Source organism: Roseovarius aquimarinus, assembly GCF_043661195.1.
GTDB classification, from domain to species: domain Bacteria; phylum Pseudomonadota; class Alphaproteobacteria; order Rhodobacterales; family Rhodobacteraceae; genus Roseovarius; species Roseovarius aquimarinus.
The window spans coordinates 950,260-974,582 of the sequence record NZ_JBIHMM010000001.1; the positions used below are offsets into that span (position 1 = coordinate 950,260).

Below are 24,323 nucleotides of genomic sequence, written 5' to 3' on the forward strand. Positions count from 1 at the left end.
GATACTCCTTTCATGCGGATGGGGGCGCGTGCAACGGCACGTGCCTTCCCGCGTGATGTGAGGATCAGGGCGGCCGTTATGCAATAACATGCGCAGAGCGCCGCCGATATCGCCGCATAGCCTACCATAAGACGCAGCTTCCCCGCAGGACCAGACGCCCGTTGTCGATCACCGACGCGTTCGCATCGGGATCGTATCCGGGCTGCCAGTTCACCGTGCTGTCGCCGAAGGTTTCGACGCAATAGCGCGTGGCCTCGAACCGGCCCGCCTCGCGCGCGCCCTCGATGCCCTGCCCCGGATCGCGCACCGTGACGACGAAGGTCTCGCGCCGGTCTCCGACCTTCTTGAGATCCGCCGGATAGTAGTTGCCGTTGAAGCGCACACGCTCGCCCGGCTTGCCGCACGCCGACAGGACGAGCGCCGCGGCACAGACTGCGAGGATCACGGGTTTTGCGGTCATCATGCTACTCCACCTTCGGCGCCAGCGCCGCTCACTCCGCCGCCACGGGGGTCGTCGCGGGGCGCGAGGTCGTCCCGCGCTTGTGGCTGATGCGGTCCTCGATCTCGTCGCGGAAGTTGCGGATGAGGCCCTGGATCGGCCAGGCCGCCGCATCGCCGAGCGCGCAGATCGTGTGGCCCTCGACCTGCTTGGTCACGTCGAGCAGCATGTCGATCTCCTCGGGCTCGGCATCGCCGCGCACGAGGCGGTCCATCACGCGCATCATCCAGCCCGTGCCTTCGCGGCAGGGCGTGCACTGCCCGCAGCTTTCGTGCTTGTAGAATTTCGACAGCCGCCAGATCGCCTTGATGATGTCGGTGGACTGGTCCATCACGATGACCGCCGCCGTGCCGAGGCCGCTGCGCTGCTCGCGCAGATAGTCGAAATCCATGATCGCATCGCGCATGTGCTCGCCGCGGATGCAGGGCACGGACGAGCCGCCGGGGATCACCGCCTTGAGATTGTCCCAGCCGCCGCGAATGCCGCCGCAATGCGTCTCGATCAGCTCCTCGAAACTGATGCTCATCGCCTCTTCGACGACGCAGGGGTTGTTCACATGGCCCGAGATCGCGAAGAGCTTGGTGCCCGCGTTATTCTCGCGCCCGAAGCTCTTGAACCAGTCGGCGCCGCGCCTCAGGATCGTCGGGACGACAGCGATGCTCTCGACGTTGTTCACCGTGGTCGGGCAGCCGTAGAGACCCGCGCCCGCCGGGAAGGGCGGCTTCATCCGGGGCATGCCCTTCTTGCCCTCGAGCGATTCGAGCAGCGCGGTTTCCTCACCGCAGATATAGGCGCCGGCGCCGTGCACGAGGTAGATGTCGAAATCGAAGCCGGACTTGCAGGCGTTCCTGCCGACGAGGCCCGCGTCATAGGCTTCGTCGATGGCGACCTGAAGCGCCTCTTTCTCGCGGATATATTCGCCGCGGATGTAGATGTAGCACGCATGCGCCTGCATCGCGTAGCTGGCGATGAGACAGCCCTCGATCAGCGTGTGCGGATCGTGGCGCATGATCTCGCGGTCCTTGCAGGTGCCCGGCTCGGATTCGTCGGCATTGACCACGAGATAGGAGGGGCGGCCATCCGATTCCTTCGGCATGAAGGACCATTTGAGGCCCGTGGGGAAGCCCGCGCCGCCGCGCCCGCGCAGCCCGCTCGCCTTCATCTGCTCGACGATCCAGTCACGGCCGTTTTGCAGGATCTTGGCCGTGCCATCCCAATGGCCGCGTGCCTGCGCGCCTTTCAGCGTGCGGTCATGCATCCCGTAGAGGTTGGTGAAGATACGGTCCTGGTCTTTCAGCATTGCGCCGTTACCCCTGATTGTCCTGACGCGCGCGCCAGATATTGTAGATCATCCAGACGGCCCAGAGAAATCCTCCGAGGGCCATCAGATCGAACAAGGCCAGCTCGCGCTGGGTCAGTCCGAATTCGCTGCCGATCATGGTCGCAGCCACCCATAGAACGGCCGTGACCGCGATCACGATCGCGGCGCGGCGGCCTGCGCTGGCCTGATCGGCACCCTTCTCGCTCATACCCGCGCCATATCAGTAGACGCCGCCCTTGGAGGCACGCGCCGAGAATTCCGTCGTCCCGCCGCTGGCGAGGGTTTTGGCCTGCCCTCTCCAGTCGTCGCGGCTCGCCCGGCCCTTGAAGCCGGGCACATTGCCGTCCACCCAAGCCACTTCCGCATCGCTCCACTTGGCGATCTGGTCGTAGTGATAAAAGCCCATGTCGTTCAGCATCGTCTCGAGCTTGGGGCCGACGCCCTTGATCCATTTCAGATCGTCGGCGCCGCCCGCGCGCGGCGCGCTCAGCGTCTCGGGCTTCTCGCCCGCGCCGGTGGCGGCGGGCGTGTCCTTCGCCTTTGCCGCCGGTTTGGACTTGGCCGCCGGCTTCGCCTTGGCGGCGGGCTTGGGCTTGGGCGCGGGCTCGGCTTTGGCCGGCTTGCTCGCGGGGACCGAGGCCGCAGCGGCGGACGCGGACGCCGCCGGGGCCGCCGTCGCGGCCACGCCATCGGTGGGCGCCTTGGTGCTCGTGGGCGATGCTCCGCCGCTTTCGGCTTCGGGGCGGGCGCGGCGCGCTTCGGAGGCGACGGGATGGGCCTGCGGGGCGGGCTTCTCATCGGCCTCGTCCCCGACATAGGGCGGCGTCGCGGCGGCGGCGGAGGCCGCCGAGGCGTGCGGGCCGCCCGGCAGGGGCGCTGCAGGATCACCCGACACCAGGCTCGAATTGGGCTGTTGCGACGCCATCGGGCGTTGCGCGCCGCTGGTGCAGACGAGCTGCGGCAGAACGAAGCCGAGGATCAGGAAGGCGAGCACGCCGAAGAGCAGACCCCACAGAAGCGACCACTCCGCCGCGCCGATCAGCACGACGGCGAGCAGAAGGCCGAGGCCCACGGCGACATACCAGCAGGTGCTGGCGCATTTTCTGGCAGAATCGTCAGTCGTCATCGTCTCGTCCCCCTTGGCGTCGGGCGCGCACGTCTAGGATCAGTCGTAAACGTCGCCCTTCTTCACTCGGCTGGCGAAGGCGGTCTCACCGCCCGAGGCCAGCGTCTTGGCCTGTCCGGCCCAATCGTCGCGCGTGGCGCGACCCTTGAAGCCCTCGAGATGCTCGTCCACCCATGCGGTCTCGTCGGGTGTCCAAGCGGCGATTTGGTCGAAATGATAGAAGCCGAGGCTGTGCAGCAACTCTTCGAGCTTCGGCCCGACGCCCTTGATCATCTTGAGATCGTCGGCGCCGCCCGCGCGGGGCTTTTTCAGCGTCTCGGGCTTCTTGCCGGGCGCCGGTGCATCGGGTGTGCCCGCCCCCGCCTTGGCCTTGCCCTTGGCGGCGGGCTTGCCGTCCGGCGTGCCGGCCGTGTCGCCCTTGACCTGCGGCGCTTTCGAGGTCGCGCCCGAGGTCTTGGCCGTGCCGCCCTTCTTGCCTTTCGGCTCGCCCTTCGGCGCGTCCGCGACGGTGCCCTCGTCCGGCTTGGCCTTCGACTTGGCGGCATCGCCTTCCGCGGCTTTCTTGGGATCGATGCGCCCGGTCTCCTTCACGATGTCGAGCGGCGCATCCAGCACCTTGACGTTCGGCTTGGCGGGCTGGTGCATCGCGCCCTTGTCGCGCCACGGCGCCAGCAGAGGCACTTCGGTGCCGTCGATGCGCTTGACCGTGTCGCCCAGATCGGTCGCGAGCTGCGCCGAGGCGTTGTATTTCTTGTGCCCGCTGTCAAATTCCTTGAGCGAGGTGAGGCCGCTCGCCGGCTCGGAGGCGAAGCGCCCGTTCTGCGGACCCGGCACCGGCACCTTGCCGGCGGCCAGCTCGTCGATGATCTCGCCCAGCCGCGCGGCGGTCAGATCCTCGTAATAATCTTTGCCGATCTGGGCCATCGGCGCATTGGCGCAGGCGCCGAGGCACTCGACCTCTTCCCAGCTGAACTTGCCGTCCGCGCTCAGCGTATGGGGCTTGTCCGCGATCTTCTCGCGGCAGACGGCGACGAGATCCTCGGCGCCGCAGATCATGCAGGACGTGGTGCCGCAGACCTGAATATTCGCAACACTGCCAACGGGATGCAGCTGGAACATGAAGTAGAACGAGGCCACCTCGACCGCGCGCATATAGGCCATGCCCAGCATGTCGGCCACGCCCTCGATCGCGGGACGGGTCAGCCAGCCTTCCTGTTCCTGTGCACGCCACAGGAGCGGGATGATCGCCGAGGCCTGACGCCCGTCGGGATACTTGGTGATCTGCGCCTCGGCCCAGGCCTGGTTCTCGGGCGTGAAGGCGAAGCTCTCGGGCTGTTCGTGGTGGAGGCGGCGTAGCATCAGGCGCTCTTCTCTTTCAAACGTGTCGTGTCATGGGCGGCTGCGATCGCACCCGCAAGGCTCGGGGCGATCACCTGTCGATCTCCCCGAAGACCACGTCCATCGTGCCGATGATCGCGGCCACGTCGGCCAGTTGGTGGCCGCTGGCGAGATAGTCCATCGCCTGCAGATGGAGGTAACCCGGCGCCCGCAGCTTGGCGCGGTAGGGCCGGTTGGTGCCGTCCGAGACCATGTAGACGCCGAATTCGCCCTTGGGCGCCTCGACGGCGGCATAGACCTCGCCCTCGGGGACGTGGAAGCCCTCGGTATAGAGCTTGAAGTGATGGATGAGCGCCTCCATCGACGTCTTCATGTCGCTGCGCTTGGGTGGCGTGATCTTGCCGCGGGCGAGGATATCGCCGCGCCCTTCGGGCGCGCGCAGCTTCTCGATGGCCTGGAGAATGATACTGGTCGACTGGCGCATCTCCTCCATGCGGACGAGGTAGCGGTCGTAGCAATCGCCGTTGTTGCCCACGGGGATCTGGAAGTCGAACTCGTCATAGCACTCGTAGGGCTGCGCGCGGCGCAGATCCCACGCCATGCCCGAGCCGCGCACCATGACGCCGGAAAAGCCCCAGTCAAGCGCGTCCTTCTCGGTCACCTTGCCGATATCGGCATTGCGCTGCTTGAAGATGCGGTTCTCGGTCAGAAGCCCGTCGATATCGCCCAGAACCTTGGGGAAGTGCTTGGCCCATGCCTCGATGTCGTCCAGAAGATCGCCGGGCAGGTCCTGATGCACGCCGCCGGGCCGGAAATAGGCCGCATGGAGACGCGCGCCACAGGCCCGCTCGTAGAAGATCATCAGCTTCTCGCGCTCCTCGAACCCCCAGAGCGGCGGGGTCAGCGCGCCGACGTCCATCGCCTGCGTGGTCACGTTCAGCAGGTGGCTGAGGATGCGGCCGATCTCGGAATAAAGGACGCGGATGAGGCTCGCGCGGCGCGGCACCTCGATGCCGCAGAGCCGCTCGATGGCAAGGCACCAGGCATGCTCCTGGTTCATCGGCGCCACATAGTCGAGCCGGTCGAGATAGGGCAGGTTCTGAAGGTAGGTCCGGCTTTCCATCAGCTTCTCGGTGCCGCGATGCAACAGGCCGATATGCGGATCGCACCGCTCGACGATCTCGCCGTCGAGCTCGAGCACGAGGCGCAGAACGCCATGCGCCGCAGGGTGTTGCGGGCCGAAGTTGATGTTGAAATTGCGAATCTGCTGCTCGCCCGACTCGAAGTCGCGCGATCCGTCATCGTAGGTGTTGGTGCGGATATCGCCGTCCATCATTTCGCCCCCTCTTTCTTCTCGGTCTTCTCGTCTCCGGGCAGGACGTATTCCGCCCCTTCCCATGGCGACATGAAGTCGAACTGGCGGTATTCCTGAACGAGGCTCACCGGCTCGTAGACGACGCGCTTCTGGTTCTCGTCATAGCGCACCTCGGTATAGCCCGTGGTCGGGAAATCCTTGCGCAGCGGATGCCCGCGAAAGCCGTAATCGGTAAGGATGCGGCGCAGGTCCGGATGGCCCGAGAAGAGGATGCCGAACATGTCGAACACCTCGCGCTCGAACCAGTTGGCCGAGGGGTGGATATCGGTGATCGAGGGCACCATGTCGTCCATCCGCGTCGCCACGCGCAGCCGGATGCGCTGGTTCTGATACATGCTGAGGAAGTGATAGACCACGTCGAACCGCTTGGCGCGCGCGGGATAGTCCACGGCGGTGATATCGACCAGCGTCGAGAAGCGGCAGGTGCTGTCGGTCTTGAGGAACTCGACCAGCCCCTTGATGCTGCTCAGGGCCACGTCCACGGTCAGCTCGCCGCGATCGACGGACCAGCCGAGAACGCAATCCTTGCGCTTCATCTCGATATGGCTACCCAGTTCCTTGAGGGCTTCGGTCATGTCTTTCCCCTTGAGGTCGTAGCGCCGGCTCAGCGGACGATGGTGCCGGTGCGGCGGATCTTGCGCTGAAGCTGGAGGATGCCGTAGAGCAGCGCCTCGGCGGTCGGCGGGCAACCCGGCACATAGATGTCGACGGGCACAATCCGGTCGCAGCCGCGGACCACCGAGTAGCTGTAATGGTAGTAGCCGCCGCCATTGGCGCAACTGCCCATCGAGATGACGTAGCGCGGCTCGGGCATCTGGTCATAGACCTTGCGCAGGGCGGGCGCCATCTTGTTGGTCAGCGTGCCGGCGACGATCATCACATCCGACTGGCGCGGGGAGGCGCGGGGCGCGACCCCGAAGCGCTCGGCATCGTAGCGCGGCATGGAGGTGTGCATCATCTCGACGGCGCAGCAGGCAAGGCCGAAAGTCATCCAGTGGAGCGAGCCGGTGCGCGCCCAGTTGATGAGATCCTCGGAGGCGGTCAGCAGATAGCCCTTGTCCTGAAGCTCGCGGTTGAGGTCCTGCACGGCAGTGCCGGTGGTGTAGCCCTCGGCATGCGCCTCGAGCGGCGCCTCGGCGGAGGGGCCGCTCTTGACGCGGGGCGACTGGTAGCCCTGCCCCTGCGTTTCGGTGACGAATGCCTTGTCCTGGGTCTGGTCCTTCACTCCCATTCCAGGGCTCCTTTCTTCCATTCATAGGCGAAGCCGATCGTGAGCACGCCGAGGAACACCATCATCGACCAGAAGGCCGTCATCGAGATGTCCTGGAACGCCACGGCCCAGGGAAAGAGCATCGCGATTTCCAGATCGAAGATGATGAAGAGGATCGAGACGAGGTAGAACCGCACGTCGAATTTCATGCGCGCGTCGTCGAAGGCGTTGAAGCCGCACTCGTAGGCACTGACCTTTTCCGGGTCCGGATTGCGGCCCGCGAGGATCAGGGATGCGAGGATCAGGATGCCCCCGAGGCCGATGGCGATGGCCAGAAAGATCAAAATGGGAAGGTATTCCCTCAACATCTCTTCCAAGAGCGGCTCCTTTCTGCGGGCCCGCACGGCGAGCGGGCGCCAAAGTGGCGTGTCAGGCTTTGGCCCGGTTTACTCCCGCCCCCGATGGGGGTCAACGGGTCGCGGCCAGATTAGGGCGCATCGCCGCAGGTGGAGTGTGGTCGCAGGCCTCCCGACGTCCTCGGCGTGGCTCCCGTGCAGGCCACGACCTATGGCGCTGCGCGAAATTTCAAGGTTTGTGAGCGACGCCTCGAGGCCTTCCCGAGCGGATTTCACTCGTAAAACTCCCGCTCGAACATGCGGCTGGCGCTCGGCCCGGGCAGCGCGTCGAGATAGCTTTGCCGCTCGGTGATCCGCGCGAACCAGGCGCGAAGCTCGGGGTAGTCGTCGGTGCGCGCGAAATGGCGGGCCATGTAGACCGCCTGCCCCACGCAGATATCGGCCGCCGAATAGCCGCCGGTCAGCAGATAGTCGCGGTTCTCGACCGGCGTGCTCAGACGCGCCTCGATGGCGGCATAGCATTGCTCGATCCGTGCCGTCTCTACCCGCTTCGTCGCCGCGCTCGCCTCATCGCCCAGCACGATATGCTGGAGCACGAGACTCGAGACATGCTGGGTGAGCGTCTCGGCGAAATGCACCCAGACGAGCCACGCCATGCGGTCCATCGCCCCTTCGAGCCGGCCCATGCCCCGCTCGGGGAAGCGCTCGCAAAGATAGATCACCATCGCGCCGCTCTCGAACATCCGCTCTCCCTCGATCTCGAGCGCGGGCACGCGTCCGGCGGGCGAGCGCGTGAGGAATTCCTCCGTCCCGAGCGAGCCGTCGAAGGGCATCTCGACCAGACGGTGCTCCACCTCGAGCTCGTTGAGCAGCCACAGCACCCGCATGGAGCGGCTTTGGGGCACATGATAAAGCGTGATCATCGATAAATCCTCGTCCGTTATCTCGGCCAGAGCGGGGCAGACGCCCGAGCCTAGCCTTTCGCTTGCCGGATCATAACCCCGCGCGGCCGGATCGGATGCACCCCGCCCCCGGCTTTTTCTCGCCTGGAACATCCACGGCACAATCACTTGGTAAGCGCGGCGGCAGCCATGCGCCCTGCGCATAGCCGCCATTCACATTTTCGCGAGGCGTGTTGACTTGCATCAAACCGGCCATTGCGCAGCGAGGCTAAGAGGAGACCGGAACTTGCAAGGAGAAGAGCCATGACATCCCGGACCACCATCGCCGCAGCCGCTGCCGCCGCGCTCATGGGCACGCTCGCCGCGCCCGCCATCGCCCAGTCCAAGGGCGACATGACCGTCGGTATCGGCGTGCACAACGTCAACCCGCAGGGCAGCTCGACCACAGCCGCCGGCGAAATCAGCGTAGGCGACAACACCCGCCCGACCCTGACATTCGAATATTTCGTCGCCGACAAGATCGGCATCGAGGTGCTGGCCGCATGGCCCTTCGAGCATGACATCAGCCTCGCCGGCGCCGGCAAGATCGGCAAAACGAAGCATCTGCCCCCGGTCATCTCGGTTCAGTATCACTTCGTGAACAACAGCACCGTGACGCCCTTCGTCGGCCTCGGCCTCAACTACACGACCTTCTTCGACGACGTGGCGACCGGCGCGCTGGCCGGAGCGCGCCTCGATCTCGACGACAGCTGGGGCCTCGCAGCCCATGCCGGTCTCGACTTCAAGGTGTCCGAGCGCAGCTCCCTGCGGCTCGACATGCGCTACATGGATATCGGCACGGATGTGAAGGTGAACGGCGCCAAGATCGGCAAGGTGGATATCGATCCGCTCGTCATCGGCGCGGCCTACGTCTACAAGTTCTGACAGCGGGCGGGGTCAGCCCCGCCCTTCGACATGCGCGACCGCGCCGAAGCGGTCGATGTAATAGACGACCGCTGCGCGCCCTTCCGGCGCGCAGCGCACCACCAGCCAGAGTGCATCGGCCGTGGCGAGACGCGCGGTGCAATCCGTCGCCTCCGCCCCCTCGCCCTCTTCCTCGACATATTGCAGCGCGATGCGCGTGATCACCTCGGTCTCGTCCGAGCGCAGCGCCGCCTTGCGCCCCATCGACAGCCCGATCACCACCGTCGCCGCGACAAGGCCGACGAGCGGCAGGAATATCGCCCAGCGCGGCATGTCACTCCTTTCGCGCAAATGGCGTCGCGCTTCGTATCCCGGCGGGGAACTGCGCGCGCCCGTTCCTCGTTAAGGCCGCGACACCGATCACCGCAACGAAAAGGGGACCGACATGACCGACCAAGACCTCAAGAGCACTTTCTGGGACCGCATCACCGACGTCAATGTCGGCATGCTTTCGGCGGACGGGACCGATCCGCGCCCGATGGCCCACCATGCCCGCCGCGACGACGGCGCGCTGTGGTTCCTCACGCCCGCCCAGACCGATATCGGTGAGGATGCTGCCGCTGGCAAATCCGCCCGCTACGAAGTGGTCGGCGGCGACGCCAATCTCTACGCCGTGGTGGACGGCACGCTCAGCATCGAATCGGATCGCGCCAAGCTCGACGAGATCTGGTCGCCGATGGACGCCGCGTGGTTCGAGGACGGCAAGGACGACCCGGACGTGCGACTTGTGCGATTCACGCCGAAATCCGCGGAAATCTGGGCCAATGACGGCAGCGCCAAGGCCTTCTACGAGATAGCGAAGTCGGCGATGACCGACGATGTCGCCAACCCCGGCGGCCACGGCAAGATCAGCTTCTGATGGGCCGTATCGCGCACATCGCGGGGGTCGCCTTTCTGGCGGCCCCCTTCGCATGTCCAGCGGGTGCCGAGGAGATCGGCAAGATCGGGGTGGACTGGGCCGGAAACGACATCGTGATCGAGGCCATCGCCGATCCCGAGGTCGAGGGCGTCACCTGCCATCTGGCCTATTTCGAGCGCGGCATCATCGACAGGCTCGCCAATGGCAACTGGTTCGAGGATCCGTCGAACAGCGCCATCGAATGCCAGCGCACCGGCCCTGTCACGCTGGGCGATATCGACCGCAGCCGGGATGGCGAGGACGTCTTCCGCGCCAGCCGCTCGATCGTCTTCAAGACATTGCGGGTCAAGCGCATCTATGACGAGGCAAACCGGGCGCTCGTCTATGTCGCGCATGGGCGCGAGTTGACGCAAGGCTCGGCCAAGGTATCGATTTCGACCGTCCCGCTGATCGACGGCGAAGGCTAGCGCGCCGCCTGCCCCAGACCTTGCCACACGGCTCCCACCTCGGCACGGATGATGCGCGCGATGAGGGCGCAATCCGCCTCGGAGAAGGTGAGCGGAAGGCGCATGTCGAGGATCGAGGCGAGGATGCGGTCGCTTTTCGGCAAAGGCGCGCTCGGCGCATAATGCCAACTGTCGTAGCGGCTCGTGAAGCCTTCGGGCTCGGCCCCGCCGAACCACTTGAGCACGACGCCCCGCCCCGCGCACCGCGCGATCACATCGCGGATCGCGGAGGTGGGCCAATCGCCGAGCAGAAACTGGATCGAGGAGCCGACGAAGCGCTCCTCCTCGGGCCGCTCGATCACCGTGAGGCCGGGCGTGCCGCGCAGTCCCGCCTCGACGACGCGGTAGCGCGCGGTCCATGCAGCGCATTGCGCGTCCAGCTTGCGAAGCTGCGGGCGCAGGATCGCGGCGCGCAGATTGTCCATGCGCCCCGAAATGTTGGGCGTAAGATATTTCGCGCGCTCGAACGCCGCCTCGGGCGGGCGCGTGCCGTGCCGGCCGTAGAGCATGTAGGAGCCCGAAAGCAGGATCGCGCGGGCCGCGATATCGTCGTCATCGGTGACGAGGAACCCGCCCTCGCCCGCGTTCATGTGCTTGTAGGTCTGCACCGAATAGCACCCGATCAGCCCGTCGCGCCCCGACATCTGGCCCCGCCACGCGGCGCCCATCGTATGCGCGCAATCCTCGATCACGGTCACGCCCGCCGCATCGCAGATCGCCATGAGCCGGTCCATGTCCGCCAGATGGCCGCGCATATGGCTCAGCATCAGAACGCGCGCTTCGCCCGCCTTCGCCTCGAGATCGTCGAGATCGATGGTCAGCGCCTCGGTCACGCCCACGAAAACCGGCTGCGCGCCGACGCCCGCGATGGCCCCCGGGACGGGCGCGAGCGTGAAGGCATTGGTCAGCACCTTGTCGCCCGGCCCGATCCCGACCGCGCGCAGCGCCGCGCCCATCGCATAGCCGCCCGACGCGACGGCCAGCGCGTATTTCGCACCGGTATAGGCCGCGAACTCACGCTCAAGCGCCGAGACCTCGCCATCCTCGGTGTTGTAGCGATGCAGCCGCCCCGAGCGCATCACGTCGATGGCGGCCTCTATTGCGTCCTCGGGAATCGGCTCCTGCTGGGTGAAGCTGCCGGTAAAGATTTCGGCGCCATCGCTCATGCCAGCAGCCGTCCCGCTATGCCGTGCAACTCACCGTATTCGTCCATGAGCGCATCGGGCTCGAGCGCGGCCATGTCCGCGCCGTTCGGCCCGAACGTGACAAGGACCGAGGGCACGCCCGCCGCGCGGGCGGTCTTATGATCGGTGATCGTGTCGCCCACCATCAGCGCGCGGGCCGGATCGCCCCCCGCACGGCGCGCGGCCTCGCGCAGCGGCTCGGGATCGGGCTTGCGCACCGGCATCGTGTCGGCACCGATCAGCGCGCCGAACATGTCGTAAACGCCCATCCGTTTCAGCAGATGCCGCGCGAGATATTCGGGCTTGTTCGTGCAGACGGCCACCTTGTAGCCCGACGTCGCCAGCGCCGCGACCGCGTCGAGCGCGCCGGGGTAGAAGAAGGTATGCGTGTCGATCTCGGCCTCGTAGGCGTCGAGAAGGACCGGATAATAGCGATCCACCAGAGCCGCATCCGCAGGCCGCCCGAGCCGGGTGAGGCCCAGCGTCAGCATCGCGCGCCCGCCGGTCAGCGCGGTGCCCGCATCCGCTTCGGTGAGCTGATCGCCCAATCCCATATGCCGAAAGCAGGCATTCGCGGCGGCGATCAGATCGCCGCTCGTGTCGGCCAGCGTTCCGTCGAGATCGAAAATGATGCTGCGCATCCTTGCCCCTTCCTTCTGTCGGCGGTCAGGCGTCTTTCCGCCCGGCATTGTCACAATCGGCAACCTAGATTGATCGTCGTTCTCTTGCACCCGCGCATGAGGCAGATAAAACGGCGCGGCAGGTGATACAAAGAAAATATTCGAGGGACCCCATCCATGAGCATCGCCCTGATCGTGCTGGCCGCCGGAAAGGGCACGCGCATGAAGTCGGACCTGCCGAAGGTGCTGCACCCCATTGCGGGCGCGCCGATGCTGATCCACGCGCTCCGCGCGGGCGCCGCGCTCGAGCCGGCGCGCGTCGCCGTCGTCACCGGCCACGGCGCCGAGGCGGTCGAGGCGGCGGCGCTCGAGCATGACGAAGAGATCGCCTGCGTGCGGCAGGTCGAACAGCTCGGCACTGCCCATGCCGTCGCCCAGGCGCGCGGCGCGCTGGCCGATCATGCGGGCGACGCGCTGGTCCTTTACGGCGACACGCCCTTCATCCGCCCCGAGACGCTGGAGCGCATGGTCGCCGCGCGCCAAAGCCATGACGTGGTCGTGCTGGGCTTCGAGGCCGCCGATCCGGGCCGCTACGGCCGTCTCGTGATGACGGGAGAGGATCTGGACAAGATCGTCGAATTCAAGGATGCGACGCCTGAAGAGCAGGCCATAACCTTTTGTAATTCCGGCGTCATCGCGGCGGACGGCGACACGCTCTTCGATCTCATCGACGCCGTGGGCAACGACAACGCGGCGCGGGAGTACTATCTCACCGACATCATCGGCATCGCCCGCTCCCGCGGCCTCTCGGCCACCGCCATCGCCTGCGACGAGGCCGAGACGCTGGGCGTCAATTCGCGCGCCGAGCTGGCCGCCGCCGAGGCGCTCTTTCAGGCGCGGATGCGCGCCGATGCCTTCGAGGAGGGCGTGATGCTCCAGGCGCCCGAAACGGTGCATTTCGCCTTCGATACGGTGATCGGCCCCGATACGCTGGTCGAGCCGAACGTGGTCTTCGGGCCGGGCGTGACGGTGGAGAACGGCGCGCATATCCGCGCCTTCAGCCATCTCGAGGGCTGCCATGTCGCCTCAGGCGCGGTCGTCGGGCCCTATGCGCGGCTGCGCCCCGGCACGGAACTCGGCGAAGACGTGCGCGTCGGCAATTTCGTCGAGATCAAGAACGCGGTGCTCGAGACCGGAGCCAAGGTGAATCACCTTACCTATATCGGCGACGCCGATCTGGGCGAGGCGTGCAATATCGGCGCGGGAACGGTGACCTGCAATTACGACGGCGTGATGAAGCACCGCACCACCATCGGCGCGGGCGCGTTCATCGGCTCGGGCACGATGCTCGTGGCGCCCGTCACGGTCGGCGACGGCGCGCTGATCGGCTCGGGCTCGGTCATCACGCAGGACGTCCCGGCGGAGGCGCTGGCGCTCGCCCGCGCGCGGCAGGAAACGAAGCCGGGCCATGCCAAGCGGCTCTTCGACATGCTGCGGAGAAAGAAATCGAACATGAACAAGGGCTCTCATTAATGTGCGGAATCGTCGGTATCCTGGGCAAGCACGAAGCGGCCCCCACCCTCGTCGAGGCGCTCAAGCGGCTCGAATATCGCGGCTATGACAGCGCGGGCATCGCCACGGTCAACGACGGCACGCTCGACCGGCGCCGCGCGGTGGGCAAGCTGGTCAACCTCAGCGATCTTCTGGTGCACGAGCCGCTGGCGGGCAAATCGGGCATCGGCCACACCCGCTGGGCCACGCATGGCGCGCCGACGCTGGGCAACACCCACCCGCACCGCGCGGGCCGCGTCGCCGTCGTGCATAACGGCATCATCGAGAATTACCGCGAGCTGCGCGCCGAGCTGGCCAAGGCCGGCATCGCGTATCAGACCGAAACCGATACCGAGACCGTCGCGCTTCTGGCCCAGCATCACCTCGATCAGGGCGCGACGCCCGAGGAGGCCGTGCGCTGCACGCTCGGGCGGCTCGAAGGCGCCTACGCGCTCGCGTTCCTCTTCGACGGCGAGCCCGATCTGATGATCGGCGCGCGCAAGGGCAGCCCGCTGGCCATCGGCCATGGCGAGGGCGAGGTCTTTCTCGGCTCGGACGCGATCGCGCTGGCGCCCATGACGGACCGGATCACCTATCTCGAGGAGGGCGATTGCGCCGTGCTCACGCGCAGCTCGATCCGCATCACCGACGCTGAAGGCCAGCCGGTGGAGCGGCAGGCCCGCACCATCCGTATCGACGCGACCCGCGTCGACAAGGCCGGTCACAAGCATTTCATGTCGAAAGAAATCGCCGAGCAGCCGACCGTGGTGAGCGAAACGCTGGCCGCCTACATCGCGAATGACGCGGGCGGCATCAACCTGCCGGGCGACGGCTTTGATTTCACCAAAGTGAACCGCATCGTCATGGCCTCCTGCGGCACTGCCTACTATGCCTGCCTCACCGCGAAATACTGGTTCGAGCAGCTCGCCGAGCTGCCCGTCGAGGTCGATTTCGCCTCCGAATTCCGCTATCGCACCCCGCCTGTGACAGATGGAACCGCCGCGATCTTCGTCAGCCAATCGGGCGAGACGGCTGACACGCTGGCCGCGCTGCGCTATTGCGCGGGCCGCGCGAGCGCGATCCTGTCGGTCACCAACGTCCCCGAAAGCTCGATCGCCCGCGAGAGCGATCTGAACCTGCCCATCTTCGCGGGCGCCGAGATCGGAGTCGCCTCCACCAAGGCCTTCACCTGCCAGCTGACGGTCCTCCTTCTGCTCGCGCTCAAGGCCGCCCATGCGCGCGGCAAGATGAGCGACGACACCTTGCGCGCGAAGCTCGCGGCGCTACGCGGCCTGCCCGCGATCATGAATCAGGCCATGGCCATCGAGGACGGTGTGCGCGGCATCGCGCAGCGTCTCGCCAAATCCCGCGACGCGCTCTTCCTGGGGCGCGGCGTGATGTTCCCCCTCGCCCTCGAAGGCGCTCTGAAACTAAAGGAAATCAGCTATATACATGCCGAAGCTTATGCCTCGGGCGAGCTGAAGCATGGCCCCATCGCGCTCATCGATGAGGCGATGCCGGTCGTCGTCATGGCGCCGAAGGATGCGCTGTTCGACAAGACCGTCTCGAACATGCAGGAGGTGATGGCGCGCGGCGGCAAGGTGATTCTCGTGACTGATGCGGCGGGCGCCGAGGAGGCGTCCGAAGGGGTCTGGCACACGATCATCCTGCCCGATATCGACAACGAGATCGCGCCGATCCTCTATGCGCTGCCGGTCCAGTATCTCGCCTATCACACGGCCGTCGCCAAGGGCACGGATGTGGACCAGCCGCGCAACCTCGCCAAGTCGGTGACGGTCGAATAGCGCCGAGGCGCGTCAGTCGAGCGCGAAGACCCGCAATTCGGGCAGCCCGGTCAGGGGCGCCTCGAGCACGCGGATCGCGGCGAGCGAGATGCGGCTCCCGGCCCCCGCCTCGGCGTCGAGCGGGATGAGATCGAGCTTCACCGACTTGCCGTTCGCGGCGTAGCTCACGCGCCCCGCGCGGCGCGTCTCGACGAGCGGCGTCTTGAGCCAGAAGCCCGGCTCGCCGGGCGCGCCGAGGCTGGCGATGGTCGTGCCGAGATCGCGACCGTCCGCGCTTGGCGCGGCGGCGGCGGCCTTGTCGGCCGCGCTGGTCGTGTCGAACTCCTCGGCGGTGCGGGCACTGGCGGGCGGGCGCACCGCCGCGCCTGCCTCAGGCGCGGGCGCGGGCTTAGCCACCGGCTCGGGCTTGGGCTTGGCCGGGCGCAGCCACTCGGGCGCAGCGGCGCATCCGGCCAGCAGGGCGAGGGCTGCGAGGGGCGGAAGGTGTCTCATGCGCGGCAGCCTATGCCGCGCCGCGCGCCCGTTCAATCCCTGCCCGTGTGCGGGTGGCGGAGCGGCGCCATATCGCACTTGCCCCGCTGCGCCCCGCAGCATACCTTGAGCCGCATGACAGCACCTCTCATCGACCCGTTTCTTCGCAAGATCGACTATCTGCGCGTCTCCGTGACGGATCGCTGCGATTTCCGCTGCGTCTATTGCATGTCCGAGAACATGACGTTCCTGCCGAAGAAGGAGCTTCTGACGCTGGAGGAGCTCGATCGGATGTGCAGCACCTTCATCGGCATGGGCGTGCAGAAGCTGCGCATAACCGGTGGCGAGCCGCTGGTGCGGCGGGGCATCATGACCTTCTTCGACGCCATGTCGCGCCATCTCGAAAGCGGCGCGCTGCGCGAGCTCACTCTGACCACCAACGGCTCGCAGCTCGAGCGCTTCGCGGACGATCTTCATGCCGCGGGTGTGCGGCGCATCAACATCTCGCTCGATACGGCGGATGAGAAGAAATTCGCGGACATCACCCGCTGGGGCCGCCTGCCGCAGGTGCTGCGCGGGATCGACGCGGCGCAGCGCGCGGGGATGCGGGTCAAGATCAACGCGGTCGCGCTCAAGGGCTTCAACGAGGACGAGCTTTTCAGCCTGACCGAGTGGTGCGCGAGCCGCGACATGGACCTGACATGGATCGAGGTCATGCCGATGGGCGATATCGGCAACGAGGACCGGCTGGACCAATATTGGCCGCTCAAGGACCTGCGCGCCCGTCTGGCCGAGCGCTACACCGTGACGGACCTGCCCGAGCGGACGGGCGGCCCCGCCCGGTACGTGCGGCTGGAAGAGACGGGACAGAAGATCGGCTTCATCACGCCGCTCACGCATAATTTCTGCGAAAGCTGCAACCGCGTGCGGCTCACCTGCACCGGGCAGCTCTACATGTGCCTAGGGCAGGAGGACATGGCCGATCTGCGCCCTGCGCTGCGCAACCATCCGTCGGATACCGCCCCGCTCGAGGAGGCGATCCGCGCGGCCATCGCGCGCAAGCCCAAGGGCCATGATTTCGACTATTCCCGCCAGACCGTCGAGGGGCAAATGCCCCGCCACATGAGCCACACGGGCGGCTGAGAGCATGCCCCGCGCGTCCGGTCCGGCCACGCCGCTCCTGCGGGCCTATTCGCTCGGCACGCGCCTGCTGATGCCCCTCGCCTTCCGACGCAGCGCGCGCAAGCTGGCGGAGCACGGCATGGAGGCGCCCCGCATCGCCGAGCGGATGGGCCATGCCAGCCTGCCCCGCCCCGCCGGCACGCTCGTCTGGTTTCACGGCGCGAGCGTCGGCGAGAGCCTCTCGGTGCTGCGCCTCATCGAGACGCTGGGCGCCGCGCGGCCCGATCTCGACTTTGTCATCACCTCCGGGACGGCGACATCCGCGCGCATCCTGGCGCAGCGCATGCCGCCGCGCTGCCGCCATCAGTTCGCCCCGCTCGACAGCCCCGCCGCCGCGGCGCGCTTTCTCGATCACTGGCGCCCCGATGCGGGCGTTTTCATCGAGAGCGAGCTTTGGCCGAACCTTCTGCAAGCCGCCGCCGCGCGCGATATCCCGCTGGCCCTCCTCAACGCGCGGATCTCGGATCGCTCGGCGCGCGGCTGGACACGGATCGCGCGCACGGCGCGGTATCTGCTGAGCCTCTTCGCGATGGTGCATTGCCAGGATACGCGCACCGCCCAGCATCTGCGGGCGCTCGGCTGCGGCATCGCGGAGGCGGGCGCCAATCTCAAGGCGATGGCGGGCGCGCTGCCATATGACGATGCCGCGCTCGAGGCGCTCGAGAGCGATCTGGGCGGACGGCCCCTCTGGGTGATGGCCTCGACCCATCCCGGCGAGGAGGAAATCGCCCTCCGCGCCCATGCGGCCGTTCTCGAGCGGCTGCCGGACGCGCTCATGGTGCTCGTGCCGCGCCACCCCGAGCGCGCGGACGAGATCGCGCGCATGATCGACGCGCACGGATTGGGCCACACGCAGCGCAGCCGGGGCGCTGGGATCGGCGTCGCGCCCGTCTATCTCGCCGACACGCTGGGCGAGATGGGGCTCTGGTATCGGCTGGCGCCGCTGGTCTGCGTGGGCGGCAGTTTCGTTCCGGTGGGCGGGCACAATCCGTTCGAGGTGGCCCATGGCGGCGCGGCGGTGCTCCACGGCCCGCTCTACGCCAATTTCGCGGCCGGATACGCCAGCATGGACGACGCGGGCGCCGCGCGCGAGGTGGCGGATGCGGAGGCGCTCGGGCGGGCCCTCGGCGATCTTCTGGCCACGCCGCAGGACCTCAGCGCAATGCGGCGGAATGCGCGCGCCTTCGCCGCCGAACAGCAAGGCAGCCTCGAGGATCTGGCCACGGCCCTTTGCGCGGCGCTGGACCTGCGGTAGGACGACAGCAGCCTTTTACCGGAGCGCACCGTGACCGAGCTGATCGTCACCAATTTCAACCGCAATTTCACGGGCGTCTCCGCCACGGCGGCGGGCGTGATCCGCGCGCAGGTGCCGCGCTACGATCTGGCGCTGGCGGGCCGGCCCCTGCCCGGCTGCCCCACCCCCATCAGCGTCTCGGAGGCGCGCCGCCTCACCCGCCGCGCGCCCGAGGGCCGCGATGTCGCGATCTGGCATGTGCGCCGCAATACCGAAATGCGCGCCGCGCTCTGGGCGCGCGATGTGCTGCGCCTGCCGATCCGCATCGTCTTTACCTCCGCCGCGCAGCGCCGGCATTCGGCCCTGCCGCGCTGGCTCATCTCGCGCATGGACGCGGTGATCGCCACGACCGAGGCGGCGGCGGGGTTCGTTCCGCATGTGCGCGCCGTCGTCCCGCACGGCGTCGATTGCGCCGTCTTCACCCCCGCCGAAGACCGCGCCGCGGCGTGGCGCGCAACGGGCTATCCCGGTGCGCGGGGCATCGCCACGATCGGGCGCATCCGCCCCGAGAAGGGCACCGACCGCTTTGTCGAGGCGATGCTGCGCCTGCTGCCGAACAAGCCGGATGTCACCGCGCTCGTGCTGGGCCGCGCGGGGCGCGGCGACGGCGCGTTTCTCGATGGGTTGAAGGCGCGGATAGCCGATGCGGGGCTCGGCGGGCGCATCCTATTTCCGGGCGAGATCGCACCCGATGCGCTGCCCGCGCTGATGCGCGGCCTCTCGGCGGTGGTGCAGATGCCGGTCTATGAAGGCTACGGCATGGCCCCGCTCGAAGGGATGGCGAGCGGTGTGCCCTTCGTTGCGACCGATGCGGGCTATTACCGCGATTTCAGCGACGATGCCCGCGCGGGCCTGATCGTCGCAGGCCCCGCCGAGGCGGCGGAGGCGCTCGACGCGCTTCTGGGCGATCCCGCGCGCCACGCCGCGATGGGCGATGCCGCGCGCCGCGCCGCAGAGACGCGCTTCAGCATCGAGGGCGAGGCGGACGGGATCGGCGCGGTCTATGACATGATCTGGCGCGGCGCGCGTTAGGCGGGCATGCGCCGCTCGACGATACCGGCCCACCAGCTGCACCCGGCGGGAATGATCTCGTCGTTGAAATCGTAATCCGAATTATGCACCGCCGCCGTCGGCCCGTTGCCGACAAGGATATAGGCGCCCGGGCGCTCCTCGAGCATGTAGGCGAAATCCTCGCCCCCCATGACCAGCGGCGCCTCGGCGCAATCGCCCGTGATCTCGCGCGCCACCTCCGCGGCGAAATCGGTCTGGGCGGGGTGATTGACCATCACCGGATAGCCCGCGCGGAAATCGAGCGCGACCTCGCCGCCCATCGCGCCGCCGAGATGGGCGCAGATCTCCCGGATGCGCGTTTCGGCAAGGGCGCGCATCTCGGGATTGAGGCTGCGCACCGTGCCTTTCACATGCACCGAGCCGGGAATGACGTTGAGCGCCTTGGTGGACGACTCGATCGAGGTGACCGAGACGACGAGCTGCTCGGTCGGATCGGCGTTGCGGCTGGCCACGGTCTGGAGCATCGTGACGAGCTGCGCCGACATGACGATTGGATCGACCCCCTCATGCGGCTTGGCGGCGTGGCTGCCGCGCCCGGTCAGCGTGATCTCGAACTCGTCCGTCGACGCGAAGAAGCCGCCGGGCCGGATCGCGAAGCTGCCAGCGGGCACGCCGGGCCAATTGTGCATGCCGTAGACTTCCTGAATGCCGAACCGCTCCATCAGCCCGTCCTCGCACATCACGGCGGCGCCGCCGCCGCCCTCTTCGGCGGGCTGGAAGATGACGATGGCCGTGCCGTCGAAATTGCGCGTCTCGGCCAGATATTGCGCGGCGCCGAGCAGCATGGCCGTATGCCCGTCATGCCCGCAGGCATGCATCGCGCCCGGCACGGTGCTGGCGTAAGGCGCGCCGGTCGTCTCGACGATCGGAAGCGCGTCCATATCGGCGCGCAGCCCCACAACCTTGCCCGAAGCACTCGCGCGGCCCTTGATGACACCCACGACGCCCGTGCGGCCCAGCCCGGTCACCACCTCGTCGCAGCCGAAATCGCGCAGCTTCTGTTCGACCAGCGCGCTGGTGCGATGCGTGTCGAACATGAGTTCGGGATGCGCATGGATGTCGCGGCGCCATGCGGTGATTTCGGCATGGGTCTCGGCGAAACGGTTCGTGATGGGCATGGGTGTCTCCTTGCGCGGGCAGGCAGCCGCGCAAGGATGAACCGCAAGGCGGGCGCCGTAAAGAGGCTAAACGCGCTCGGGCGGCGCGACATGGGCGCCCAGCAGCGCGGCGCTCGCCGGATGGCTTGGTGCCGCGAGCAGCGCGCGCGTCGGCGCCTCCTCGACGATGCGGCCCGCCTCCATCACGGCGATGCGATGCGCCGCCGCGCGGGCCACACGGATATCATGCGTGATCATCAAGAGCGCGAGGCCCCGCGTGGCCTGAAGGCGCCGCAAAAGCGCGAGGATCCCCGCCGCCTGCACGCTGTCGAGCGCCGAAAGCCCCTCGTCCACCACCAGGATATCCGGCCCGAGCGCCAGCGCCCGCGCGATCGCCGCCCGCTGGCGCTGCCCGCCCGAAACCTCGCGCGGCAGGCGGTCCATCAGATCGGCGGGAAGGCCCACCTGCGCAAAAAGCTCCGCGATCACATCGCGCCCCGCCGCGCGGCCATAGTTGCGCAAGGGATCGCCCACCTGACGGCCGAGGCTCCGGCGCGGATCGAGCGAGGTTACGGGGTCCTGAAACACCATCTGGATGCGGGCGCGCAGCGCGCGCATCTGCCGCCCGCCGGCTCGCGCCATATCGACGCCGTCCAGCAGAACACGGCCTTCGGCGGCGCGCTCGAGCCCCAGCGCCGCGCGTGCCAGCGTCGATTTGCCACTGCCCGACGCGCCCACCAGCGCGAGGGTCTCGCCACGGCCCAGCACCAAATCGGTCCCGGAAACCGCCAGCGGCCCCGCGCCGTAACGCACGCTCAGCCCGTCGATGCGTAAAAGGGGCGCGGCCTTTCCGGGTCCATCCGGCGCGGTGTCGAGCGCCGTGGCCGCGATCAACGCGCGTGTCGCCGGATGGCGCGGCGCATCGAGGATATCGCGCACGGCGCCCTCCTCGACGATGCGCCCCGCCTCCATCACCGCGGCCCGCCCCCCGAGGCGCCGCACCACGTCCATGTCATGCGTGACGCAGATCAGCGCCATGCCCGTCTCGCGCCGCAACTCGTCCAGCAGATCGAGAATGCCGGCCCGCAGCGGCGCATCGAGCGCGCTCACCGGCTCGTCCGCGATCAGGAGGCGCGGGGACGCGGCCAGCGCGGCCGCAATCGACGCGCGCTGTCGCATCCCGCCCGAGAGTTGGTGCGGATAGGCATCGAAGGCGGCAGCCGCGTCGGGAAACCCTATGCGGCCAAGCAGGTCCAGTACCCGCGCCCGCGCCGCGCGCGCGTCCAGCCCAAGATGGAGGCGCATCGGCTCGGTGATCTGCGCGCCGATGCGCATCACCGGATCGAGGGCCGTCGCGGGATCCTGAAAGACCATGCCGATCTCGCGCCCGCAAAGCGCCCTCAAGTCGCGCGGCGGTAGGGAGAGCAGGTCCACCGGCCCGCCCGCGCCGCCATGCCAGAGCGCGCGGCCAGCAATGTCGGCCTTAGGCAAGAGGCCGAGGAGCGATGAGACGAGCGCCGTCTTGCCCGCGCCCGATGCGCCGATCAGGCTCAGCGACTCGCCCGGCCCGAGGCGGATGCTCGCGCCGTCCACCGCACGCGCAACCGCGCCGCGATGGAGAACCGAAAGATCGCTGAGGTCGAGAAGTGACACCCGTGTCCTTTCCTTGCCGCCGAGATTTTCCCTTTGCCGCGCACCCGGCAGCAACCATTCGCGTCATACGCGCAAGCCCTCTCGATTTTCCACTATCTTTCGAGAAAATCCCGTATCCGCCCTGTTCCCCTCCGATCTAATGATAGTAAACATTTGATTAGGCGGTGCGATCCGCGTCGCTACTTGGGGAAGGATGACGCGATGATCGCGAAGCTTGCCGCATCGGTAGGCCTGGTTTTCTGCGCGGCCACGCTCGGCGCCGCCGGCATGGCGGAGGCTGAGGAGCGCGGCAGGGACGGCATGGTGCGGCTGCTGTACTGGCAGGCGCCATCGACGCTCAACCCCTATCTTTCCGGCGGCATCAAGGATGTGGAGGCCGCTTCGCTCATGCTCGAGCCGCTGGCGCGTCTGTCGCCCGAAGGCGAGATGATCCCCTGGCTCGCCGCCGAAATCCCGAGCTACGAGAATGGCGGCGTCTCCGAAGACATGCGCAGTATCCGCTGGGAGTTGAAGCCGGGCCTCGTGTGGTCGGACGGCAGCCCCGTCACCTCCGCCGATATCGCCTTCACGCATGCCTATTGCACCGCGCCCGGCAGCGGATGCGCGCAGGCCGCGAAATTCCGCGATATCGACCGGATCGAGACCCCGGACGCGGCGACGGCGATCCTCCATTTCACCGAGGCCAAGCCCTATCCCTATGCCGCTTTCGTCGGCCCGCAGACGCCGATCCTGCAGGCCGCGCAATTCGCCGATTGCATGGGCCCGAAAGCGCCCGGGTGCACCGCGCAGAATTTCGCGCCCATCGGCACGGGGCCCTTCAAGGTCACAGAGTTCCGCCCCGGCGATGCGGCGCGCCTCGTCGCCAACGACGCCTTCCGCGCCCCGGGCCAGCCCGCCTTCGCCGAGGTGCTGCTGAAAGGCGGGGGCGATGCGATGGCGGCCGGGCGCGCCGTGCTCGAGACGGGCGAGTTCGACTACGCCTGGAACCTTCAGCTTTCGCCCGAAATCCTGGGACGCATGGAAGCGAGCGGGCGCGGTCAGGTCGTCGCCGCCTTTTCGACGCTGGTCGAGCGGCTGGCCTTCAACCTGCGCGAGCCCGAGGCCGCTCCGAGCGATGCCGCGCCCGCCCCCAATGCCGCGCTCGCCGATGTTTCGGTGCGGCGCGCGCTGACCCTCGCGCTCGACCGGGGTCTCATGGCCGAGATCGGCTACGGCAAGACGGGCCGCGTCGCCTGCAACATCCTTCCCGGCCCGCCGCTCTATGCGTCCGATGCGAACGAAGGCTGCGCACAGCAGGATATCGAAGGTGCGCGCGCGCTCCTCGACGGCTCGGGCTGGATCGACGCGGATGGCGACGGCGTGCGCGAGCGCGGCGATACGGAGCTCGAATTCGTGTTCCAGACCTCGACCAATGCGGTGCGGCAGGATTTTCAGGCGCTCGCCAAGGAATGGTGGGGCCAGATCGGCGCGAAGACCGAGCTGCGCGCCGTCGATGCCTCGGTCTTCTTCGGCAATGATGCGGCCAGCCCCGACACGCTCCAGAAGTTCAACGCCGATATCCAGATGTATGCCGGCGCCTCTGACAGCCCCGATCCAGAGGCCTATCTGTCCGGCTGGTCCTGCGACAGCGCCCCCACCGCCGAAAACGGCTGGAGCGGGCAGAACGTCGGCGCGTGGTGCGATCCGGCCTATGACGCGCTGCTCGAGCGGCTGAGCGGCACGGCGGGCGCGATGGATCGCGCGGCGCTGGCGCGCACGCTGAACGACATGCTGGTGCAGCAATATGTGGTCGTGCCGCTGGTCGATCGCGGGCGCGTCTCGGCCCATGCCAATTCGCTGGGGGGCGTGCGCATCAACGCCTGGGACAGCGAGCTGTGGAACATCGCCGAATGGCACCGCCTGCCCGAGTGAGAGCCGCATTGCGCCCCCGGCGCCGCACG

25 protein-coding genes are annotated in these 24,323 nt (G+C 67.6%); 9 read left to right on the forward strand and 16 right to left on the reverse strand.

From position 1 onward, the window contains the following. Positions 1-121: 121 nt before the first annotated feature. From ACGRVM_RS04485 to ACGRVM_RS04530, 10 genes are all read right to left on the reverse strand, one after another. A complete protein-coding gene (locus tag ACGRVM_RS04485) occupies positions 122-463 on the reverse strand; it encodes a hypothetical protein (RefSeq protein ID WP_377168273.1) in 342 nt (113 codons plus the stop codon). Positions 464-491: 28 nt separating this feature from the next. Further along, positions 492-1,799 (reverse strand): NADH-quinone oxidoreductase subunit NuoF, encoded by a 1,308-nt coding sequence (gene nuoF, locus ACGRVM_RS04490; protein ID WP_377168271.1) that lies wholly within the window; start codon positions 1,797-1,799, stop codon positions 492-494. Positions 1,800-1,806: 7 nt separating this feature from the next. Further along, entirely contained in the window at positions 1,807-2,028 is a 222-nt protein-coding gene (locus tag ACGRVM_RS04495) for a DUF5337 domain-containing protein (protein ID WP_377168269.1), read from the reverse strand. 12 nt (positions 2,029-2,040) lie between these two features. Further along, complete coding sequence (locus ACGRVM_RS04500) at positions 2,041-2,946, reverse strand: endonuclease (RefSeq protein WP_377168267.1); 906 nt, start codon at positions 2,944-2,946, stop codon at positions 2,041-2,043. A gap of 39 nt (positions 2,947-2,985) precedes the next feature. Further along, positions 2,986-4,305 carry an NADH-quinone oxidoreductase subunit E gene (locus ACGRVM_RS04505; protein WP_377168265.1) on the reverse strand — a complete coding sequence of 440 codons (1,320 nt, stop codon included), beginning with the start codon at positions 4,303-4,305 and terminating at the stop codon, positions 2,986-2,988. 70 nt (positions 4,306-4,375) lie between these two features. Continuing rightward, positions 4,376-5,620, reverse strand: coding sequence for an NADH-quinone oxidoreductase subunit D (locus tag ACGRVM_RS04510; protein ID WP_377168263.1), 1,245 nt, complete (start codon positions 5,618-5,620; stop codon positions 4,376-4,378). Beyond that, a complete protein-coding gene (locus ACGRVM_RS04515) occupies positions 5,617-6,234 on the reverse strand; it encodes an NADH-quinone oxidoreductase subunit C (protein WP_377168261.1) in 618 nt (205 codons plus the stop codon). The genes ACGRVM_RS04510 and ACGRVM_RS04515 overlap by 4 nt, the downstream gene beginning before the upstream one ends. A gap of 29 nt (positions 6,235-6,263) precedes the next feature. Beyond that, a complete protein-coding gene (locus ACGRVM_RS04520; RefSeq protein WP_377168259.1) occupies positions 6,264-6,890 on the reverse strand; it encodes a NuoB/complex I 20 kDa subunit family protein in 627 nt (208 codons plus the stop codon). Then, complete coding sequence (locus tag ACGRVM_RS04525) at positions 6,881-7,246, reverse strand: NADH-quinone oxidoreductase subunit A (protein ID WP_377168257.1); 366 nt, start codon at positions 7,244-7,246, stop codon at positions 6,881-6,883. The genes ACGRVM_RS04520 and ACGRVM_RS04525 overlap by 10 nt, the downstream gene beginning before the upstream one ends. 251 nt (positions 7,247-7,497) lie before the next feature. Further along, positions 7,498-8,148, reverse strand: a complete 651-nt coding sequence (locus ACGRVM_RS04530; protein WP_377168255.1) for a glutathione S-transferase family protein — start codon at positions 8,146-8,148, stop codon at positions 7,498-7,500. A gap of 282 nt (positions 8,149-8,430) precedes the next feature. On the opposite strand from ACGRVM_RS04530, the gene ACGRVM_RS04535 reads away from it, so the two are divergent. Beyond that, positions 8,431-9,051, forward strand: coding sequence for an OmpW/AlkL family protein (locus tag ACGRVM_RS04535; RefSeq protein ID WP_377168253.1), 621 nt, complete (start codon positions 8,431-8,433; stop codon positions 9,049-9,051). Between the two features lie 12 nt (positions 9,052-9,063). Here the strand turns inward: ACGRVM_RS04535 and ACGRVM_RS04540 are convergent, their stop codons facing one another. Further along, the gene (locus tag ACGRVM_RS04540) at positions 9,064-9,363 is read right to left on the reverse strand and encodes a hypothetical protein (RefSeq protein ID WP_377168251.1); all 300 of its coding nucleotides are present in this window, start codon (positions 9,361-9,363) and stop codon (positions 9,064-9,066) included. A gap of 112 nt (positions 9,364-9,475) precedes the next feature. Here ACGRVM_RS04540 and ACGRVM_RS04545 point away from each other — a divergent pair, with 112 nt between their 5' ends. Both ACGRVM_RS04545 and ACGRVM_RS04550 read left to right on the forward strand, forming a co-directional pair. Continuing rightward, the gene (locus ACGRVM_RS04545) at positions 9,476-9,949 is read left to right on the forward strand and encodes a pyridoxamine 5'-phosphate oxidase family protein (RefSeq protein ID WP_377168249.1); all 474 of its coding nucleotides are present in this window, start codon (positions 9,476-9,478) and stop codon (positions 9,947-9,949) included. Further along, positions 9,949-10,416, forward strand: a complete 468-nt coding sequence (locus ACGRVM_RS04550; protein ID WP_377168247.1) for a CreA family protein — start codon at positions 9,949-9,951, stop codon at positions 10,414-10,416. The genes ACGRVM_RS04545 and ACGRVM_RS04550 overlap by 1 nt, the downstream gene beginning before the upstream one ends. Here ACGRVM_RS04550 and ACGRVM_RS04555 read toward each other — a convergent pair. Both ACGRVM_RS04555 and ACGRVM_RS04560 read right to left on the reverse strand, forming a co-directional pair. Beyond that, entirely contained in the window at positions 10,413-11,621 is a 1,209-nt protein-coding gene (locus tag ACGRVM_RS04555) for a DegT/DnrJ/EryC1/StrS family aminotransferase (RefSeq protein ID WP_377168245.1), read from the reverse strand. The two genes, ACGRVM_RS04550 and ACGRVM_RS04555, sit on opposite strands and share 4 nt — an antisense overlap. Continuing rightward, positions 11,618-12,280, reverse strand: a complete 663-nt coding sequence (locus ACGRVM_RS04560) for an HAD-IIIA family hydrolase (RefSeq protein ID WP_377168243.1) — start codon at positions 12,278-12,280, stop codon at positions 11,618-11,620. Before ACGRVM_RS04560 ends, ACGRVM_RS04555 begins: the two co-directional genes overlap by 4 nt. 156 nt (positions 12,281-12,436) lie before the next feature. On the opposite strand from ACGRVM_RS04560, the gene glmU reads away from it, so the two are divergent. Continuing rightward, complete coding sequence (gene glmU / locus ACGRVM_RS04565; RefSeq protein WP_377168241.1) at positions 12,437-13,792, forward strand: bifunctional UDP-N-acetylglucosamine diphosphorylase/glucosamine-1-phosphate N-acetyltransferase GlmU; 1,356 nt, start codon at positions 12,437-12,439, stop codon at positions 13,790-13,792. Continuing rightward, positions 13,792-15,615 carry a glutamine--fructose-6-phosphate transaminase (isomerizing) gene (gene glmS / locus ACGRVM_RS04570; RefSeq protein ID WP_377168239.1) on the forward strand — a complete coding sequence of 608 codons (1,824 nt, stop codon included), beginning with the start codon at positions 13,792-13,794 and terminating at the stop codon, positions 15,613-15,615. Before glmU ends, glmS begins: the two co-directional genes overlap by 1 nt. Positions 15,616-15,627: 12 nt before the next feature. Here glmS and ACGRVM_RS04575 read toward each other — a convergent pair whose 3' ends face one another. Further along, complete coding sequence (locus ACGRVM_RS04575; RefSeq protein WP_377168237.1) at positions 15,628-16,107, reverse strand: hypothetical protein; 480 nt, start codon at positions 16,105-16,107, stop codon at positions 15,628-15,630. A 114-nt stretch (positions 16,108-16,221) separates the two neighbouring features. Between ACGRVM_RS04575 and moaA the strand changes: the two genes are divergently transcribed. From moaA to ACGRVM_RS04590, 3 genes are read left to right on the forward strand one after another with little or no spacing between them, the layout of a single operon-like run. Further along, positions 16,222-17,229 carry a GTP 3',8-cyclase MoaA gene (gene moaA / locus ACGRVM_RS04580; RefSeq protein ID WP_377168235.1) on the forward strand — a complete coding sequence of 336 codons (1,008 nt, stop codon included), beginning with the start codon at positions 16,222-16,224 and terminating at the stop codon, positions 17,227-17,229. A gap of 4 nt (positions 17,230-17,233) precedes the next feature. After that, positions 17,234-18,523 (forward strand): 3-deoxy-D-manno-octulosonic acid transferase, encoded by a 1,290-nt coding sequence (locus ACGRVM_RS04585; protein WP_377168233.1) that lies wholly within the window; start codon positions 17,234-17,236, stop codon positions 18,521-18,523. Positions 18,524-18,553: 30 nt separating this feature from the next. Continuing rightward, entirely contained in the window at positions 18,554-19,594 is a 1,041-nt protein-coding gene (locus ACGRVM_RS04590; RefSeq protein WP_377168231.1) for a glycosyltransferase family 4 protein, read from the forward strand. Here ACGRVM_RS04590 and ACGRVM_RS04595 read toward each other — a convergent pair. Further along, on the reverse strand, positions 19,591-20,751 hold the full coding sequence (locus tag ACGRVM_RS04595; RefSeq protein WP_377168229.1) for a M20 aminoacylase family protein: 1,161 nt from the start codon (positions 20,749-20,751) through the stop codon (positions 19,591-19,593). The two genes, ACGRVM_RS04590 and ACGRVM_RS04595, sit on opposite strands and share 4 nt — an antisense overlap. A gap of 66 nt (positions 20,752-20,817) precedes the next feature. Further along, complete coding sequence (gene nikE / locus ACGRVM_RS04600; RefSeq protein ID WP_377168227.1) at positions 20,818-22,383, reverse strand: nickel ABC transporter ATP-binding protein NikE; 1,566 nt, start codon at positions 22,381-22,383, stop codon at positions 20,818-20,820. Between the two features lie 201 nt (positions 22,384-22,584). On the opposite strand from nikE, the gene ACGRVM_RS04605 reads away from it, so the two are divergent. Continuing rightward, a complete protein-coding gene (locus ACGRVM_RS04605; RefSeq protein WP_377168225.1) occupies positions 22,585-24,294 on the forward strand; it encodes a peptide ABC transporter substrate-binding protein in 1,710 nt (569 codons plus the stop codon). Positions 24,295-24,323 lie beyond the last annotated feature (29 nt).

Coding starts and splice junctions, on each gene's coding strand:
- ACGRVM_RS04485 (WP_377168273.1), bottom strand. CDS start 463: ATGATGACCGCAAAACCCGTGATCCTCGCAGTCTGTGCCGCGGCGCTC.
- nuoF (WP_377168271.1), bottom strand. CDS start 1,799: ATGCTGAAAGACCAGGACCGTATCTTCACCAACCTCTACGGGATGCAT.
- ACGRVM_RS04495 (WP_377168269.1), bottom strand. CDS start 2,028: ATGAGCGAGAAGGGTGCCGATCAGGCCAGCGCAGGCCGCCGCGCCGCG.
- ACGRVM_RS04500 (WP_377168267.1), bottom strand. CDS start 2,946: ATGACGACTGACGATTCTGCCAGAAAATGCGCCAGCACCTGCTGGTAT.
- ACGRVM_RS04505 (WP_377168265.1), bottom strand. CDS start 4,305: ATGCTACGCCGCCTCCACCACGAACAGCCCGAGAGCTTCGCCTTCACG.
- ACGRVM_RS04510 (WP_377168263.1), bottom strand. CDS start 5,620: ATGATGGACGGCGATATCCGCACCAACACCTACGATGACGGATCGCGC.
- ACGRVM_RS04515 (WP_377168261.1), bottom strand. CDS start 6,234: ATGACCGAAGCCCTCAAGGAACTGGGTAGCCATATCGAGATGAAGCGC.
- ACGRVM_RS04520 (WP_377168259.1), bottom strand. CDS start 6,890: ATGGGAGTGAAGGACCAGACCCAGGACAAGGCATTCGTCACCGAAACG.
- ACGRVM_RS04530 (WP_377168255.1), bottom strand. CDS start 8,148: ATGATCACGCTTTATCATGTGCCCCAAAGCCGCTCCATGCGGGTGCTG.
- ACGRVM_RS04535 (WP_377168253.1), top strand. CDS start 8,431: ATGACATCCCGGACCACCATCGCCGCAGCCGCTGCCGCCGCGCTCATG.
- ACGRVM_RS04540 (WP_377168251.1), bottom strand. CDS start 9,363: ATGCCGCGCTGGGCGATATTCCTGCCGCTCGTCGGCCTTGTCGCGGCG.
- ACGRVM_RS04545 (WP_377168249.1), top strand. CDS start 9,476: ATGACCGACCAAGACCTCAAGAGCACTTTCTGGGACCGCATCACCGAC.
- ACGRVM_RS04550 (WP_377168247.1), top strand. CDS start 9,949: ATGGGCCGTATCGCGCACATCGCGGGGGTCGCCTTTCTGGCGGCCCCC.
- ACGRVM_RS04555 (WP_377168245.1), bottom strand. CDS start 11,621: ATGAGCGATGGCGCCGAAATCTTTACCGGCAGCTTCACCCAGCAGGAG.
- ACGRVM_RS04560 (WP_377168243.1), bottom strand. CDS start 12,280: ATGCGCAGCATCATTTTCGATCTCGACGGAACGCTGGCCGACACGAGC.
- glmU (WP_377168241.1), top strand. CDS start 12,437: ATGAGCATCGCCCTGATCGTGCTGGCCGCCGGAAAGGGCACGCGCATG.
- glmS (WP_377168239.1), top strand. CDS start 13,792: ATGTGCGGAATCGTCGGTATCCTGGGCAAGCACGAAGCGGCCCCCACC.
- ACGRVM_RS04575 (WP_377168237.1), bottom strand. CDS start 16,107: ATGAGACACCTTCCGCCCCTCGCAGCCCTCGCCCTGCTGGCCGGATGC.
- moaA (WP_377168235.1), top strand. CDS start 16,222: ATGACAGCACCTCTCATCGACCCGTTTCTTCGCAAGATCGACTATCTG.
- ACGRVM_RS04585 (WP_377168233.1), top strand. CDS start 17,234: ATGCCCCGCGCGTCCGGTCCGGCCACGCCGCTCCTGCGGGCCTATTCG.
- ACGRVM_RS04595 (WP_377168229.1), bottom strand. CDS start 20,751: ATGCCCATCACGAACCGTTTCGCCGAGACCCATGCCGAAATCACCGCA.
- ACGRVM_RS04605 (WP_377168225.1), top strand. CDS start 22,585: ATGATCGCGAAGCTTGCCGCATCGGTAGGCCTGGTTTTCTGCGCGGCC.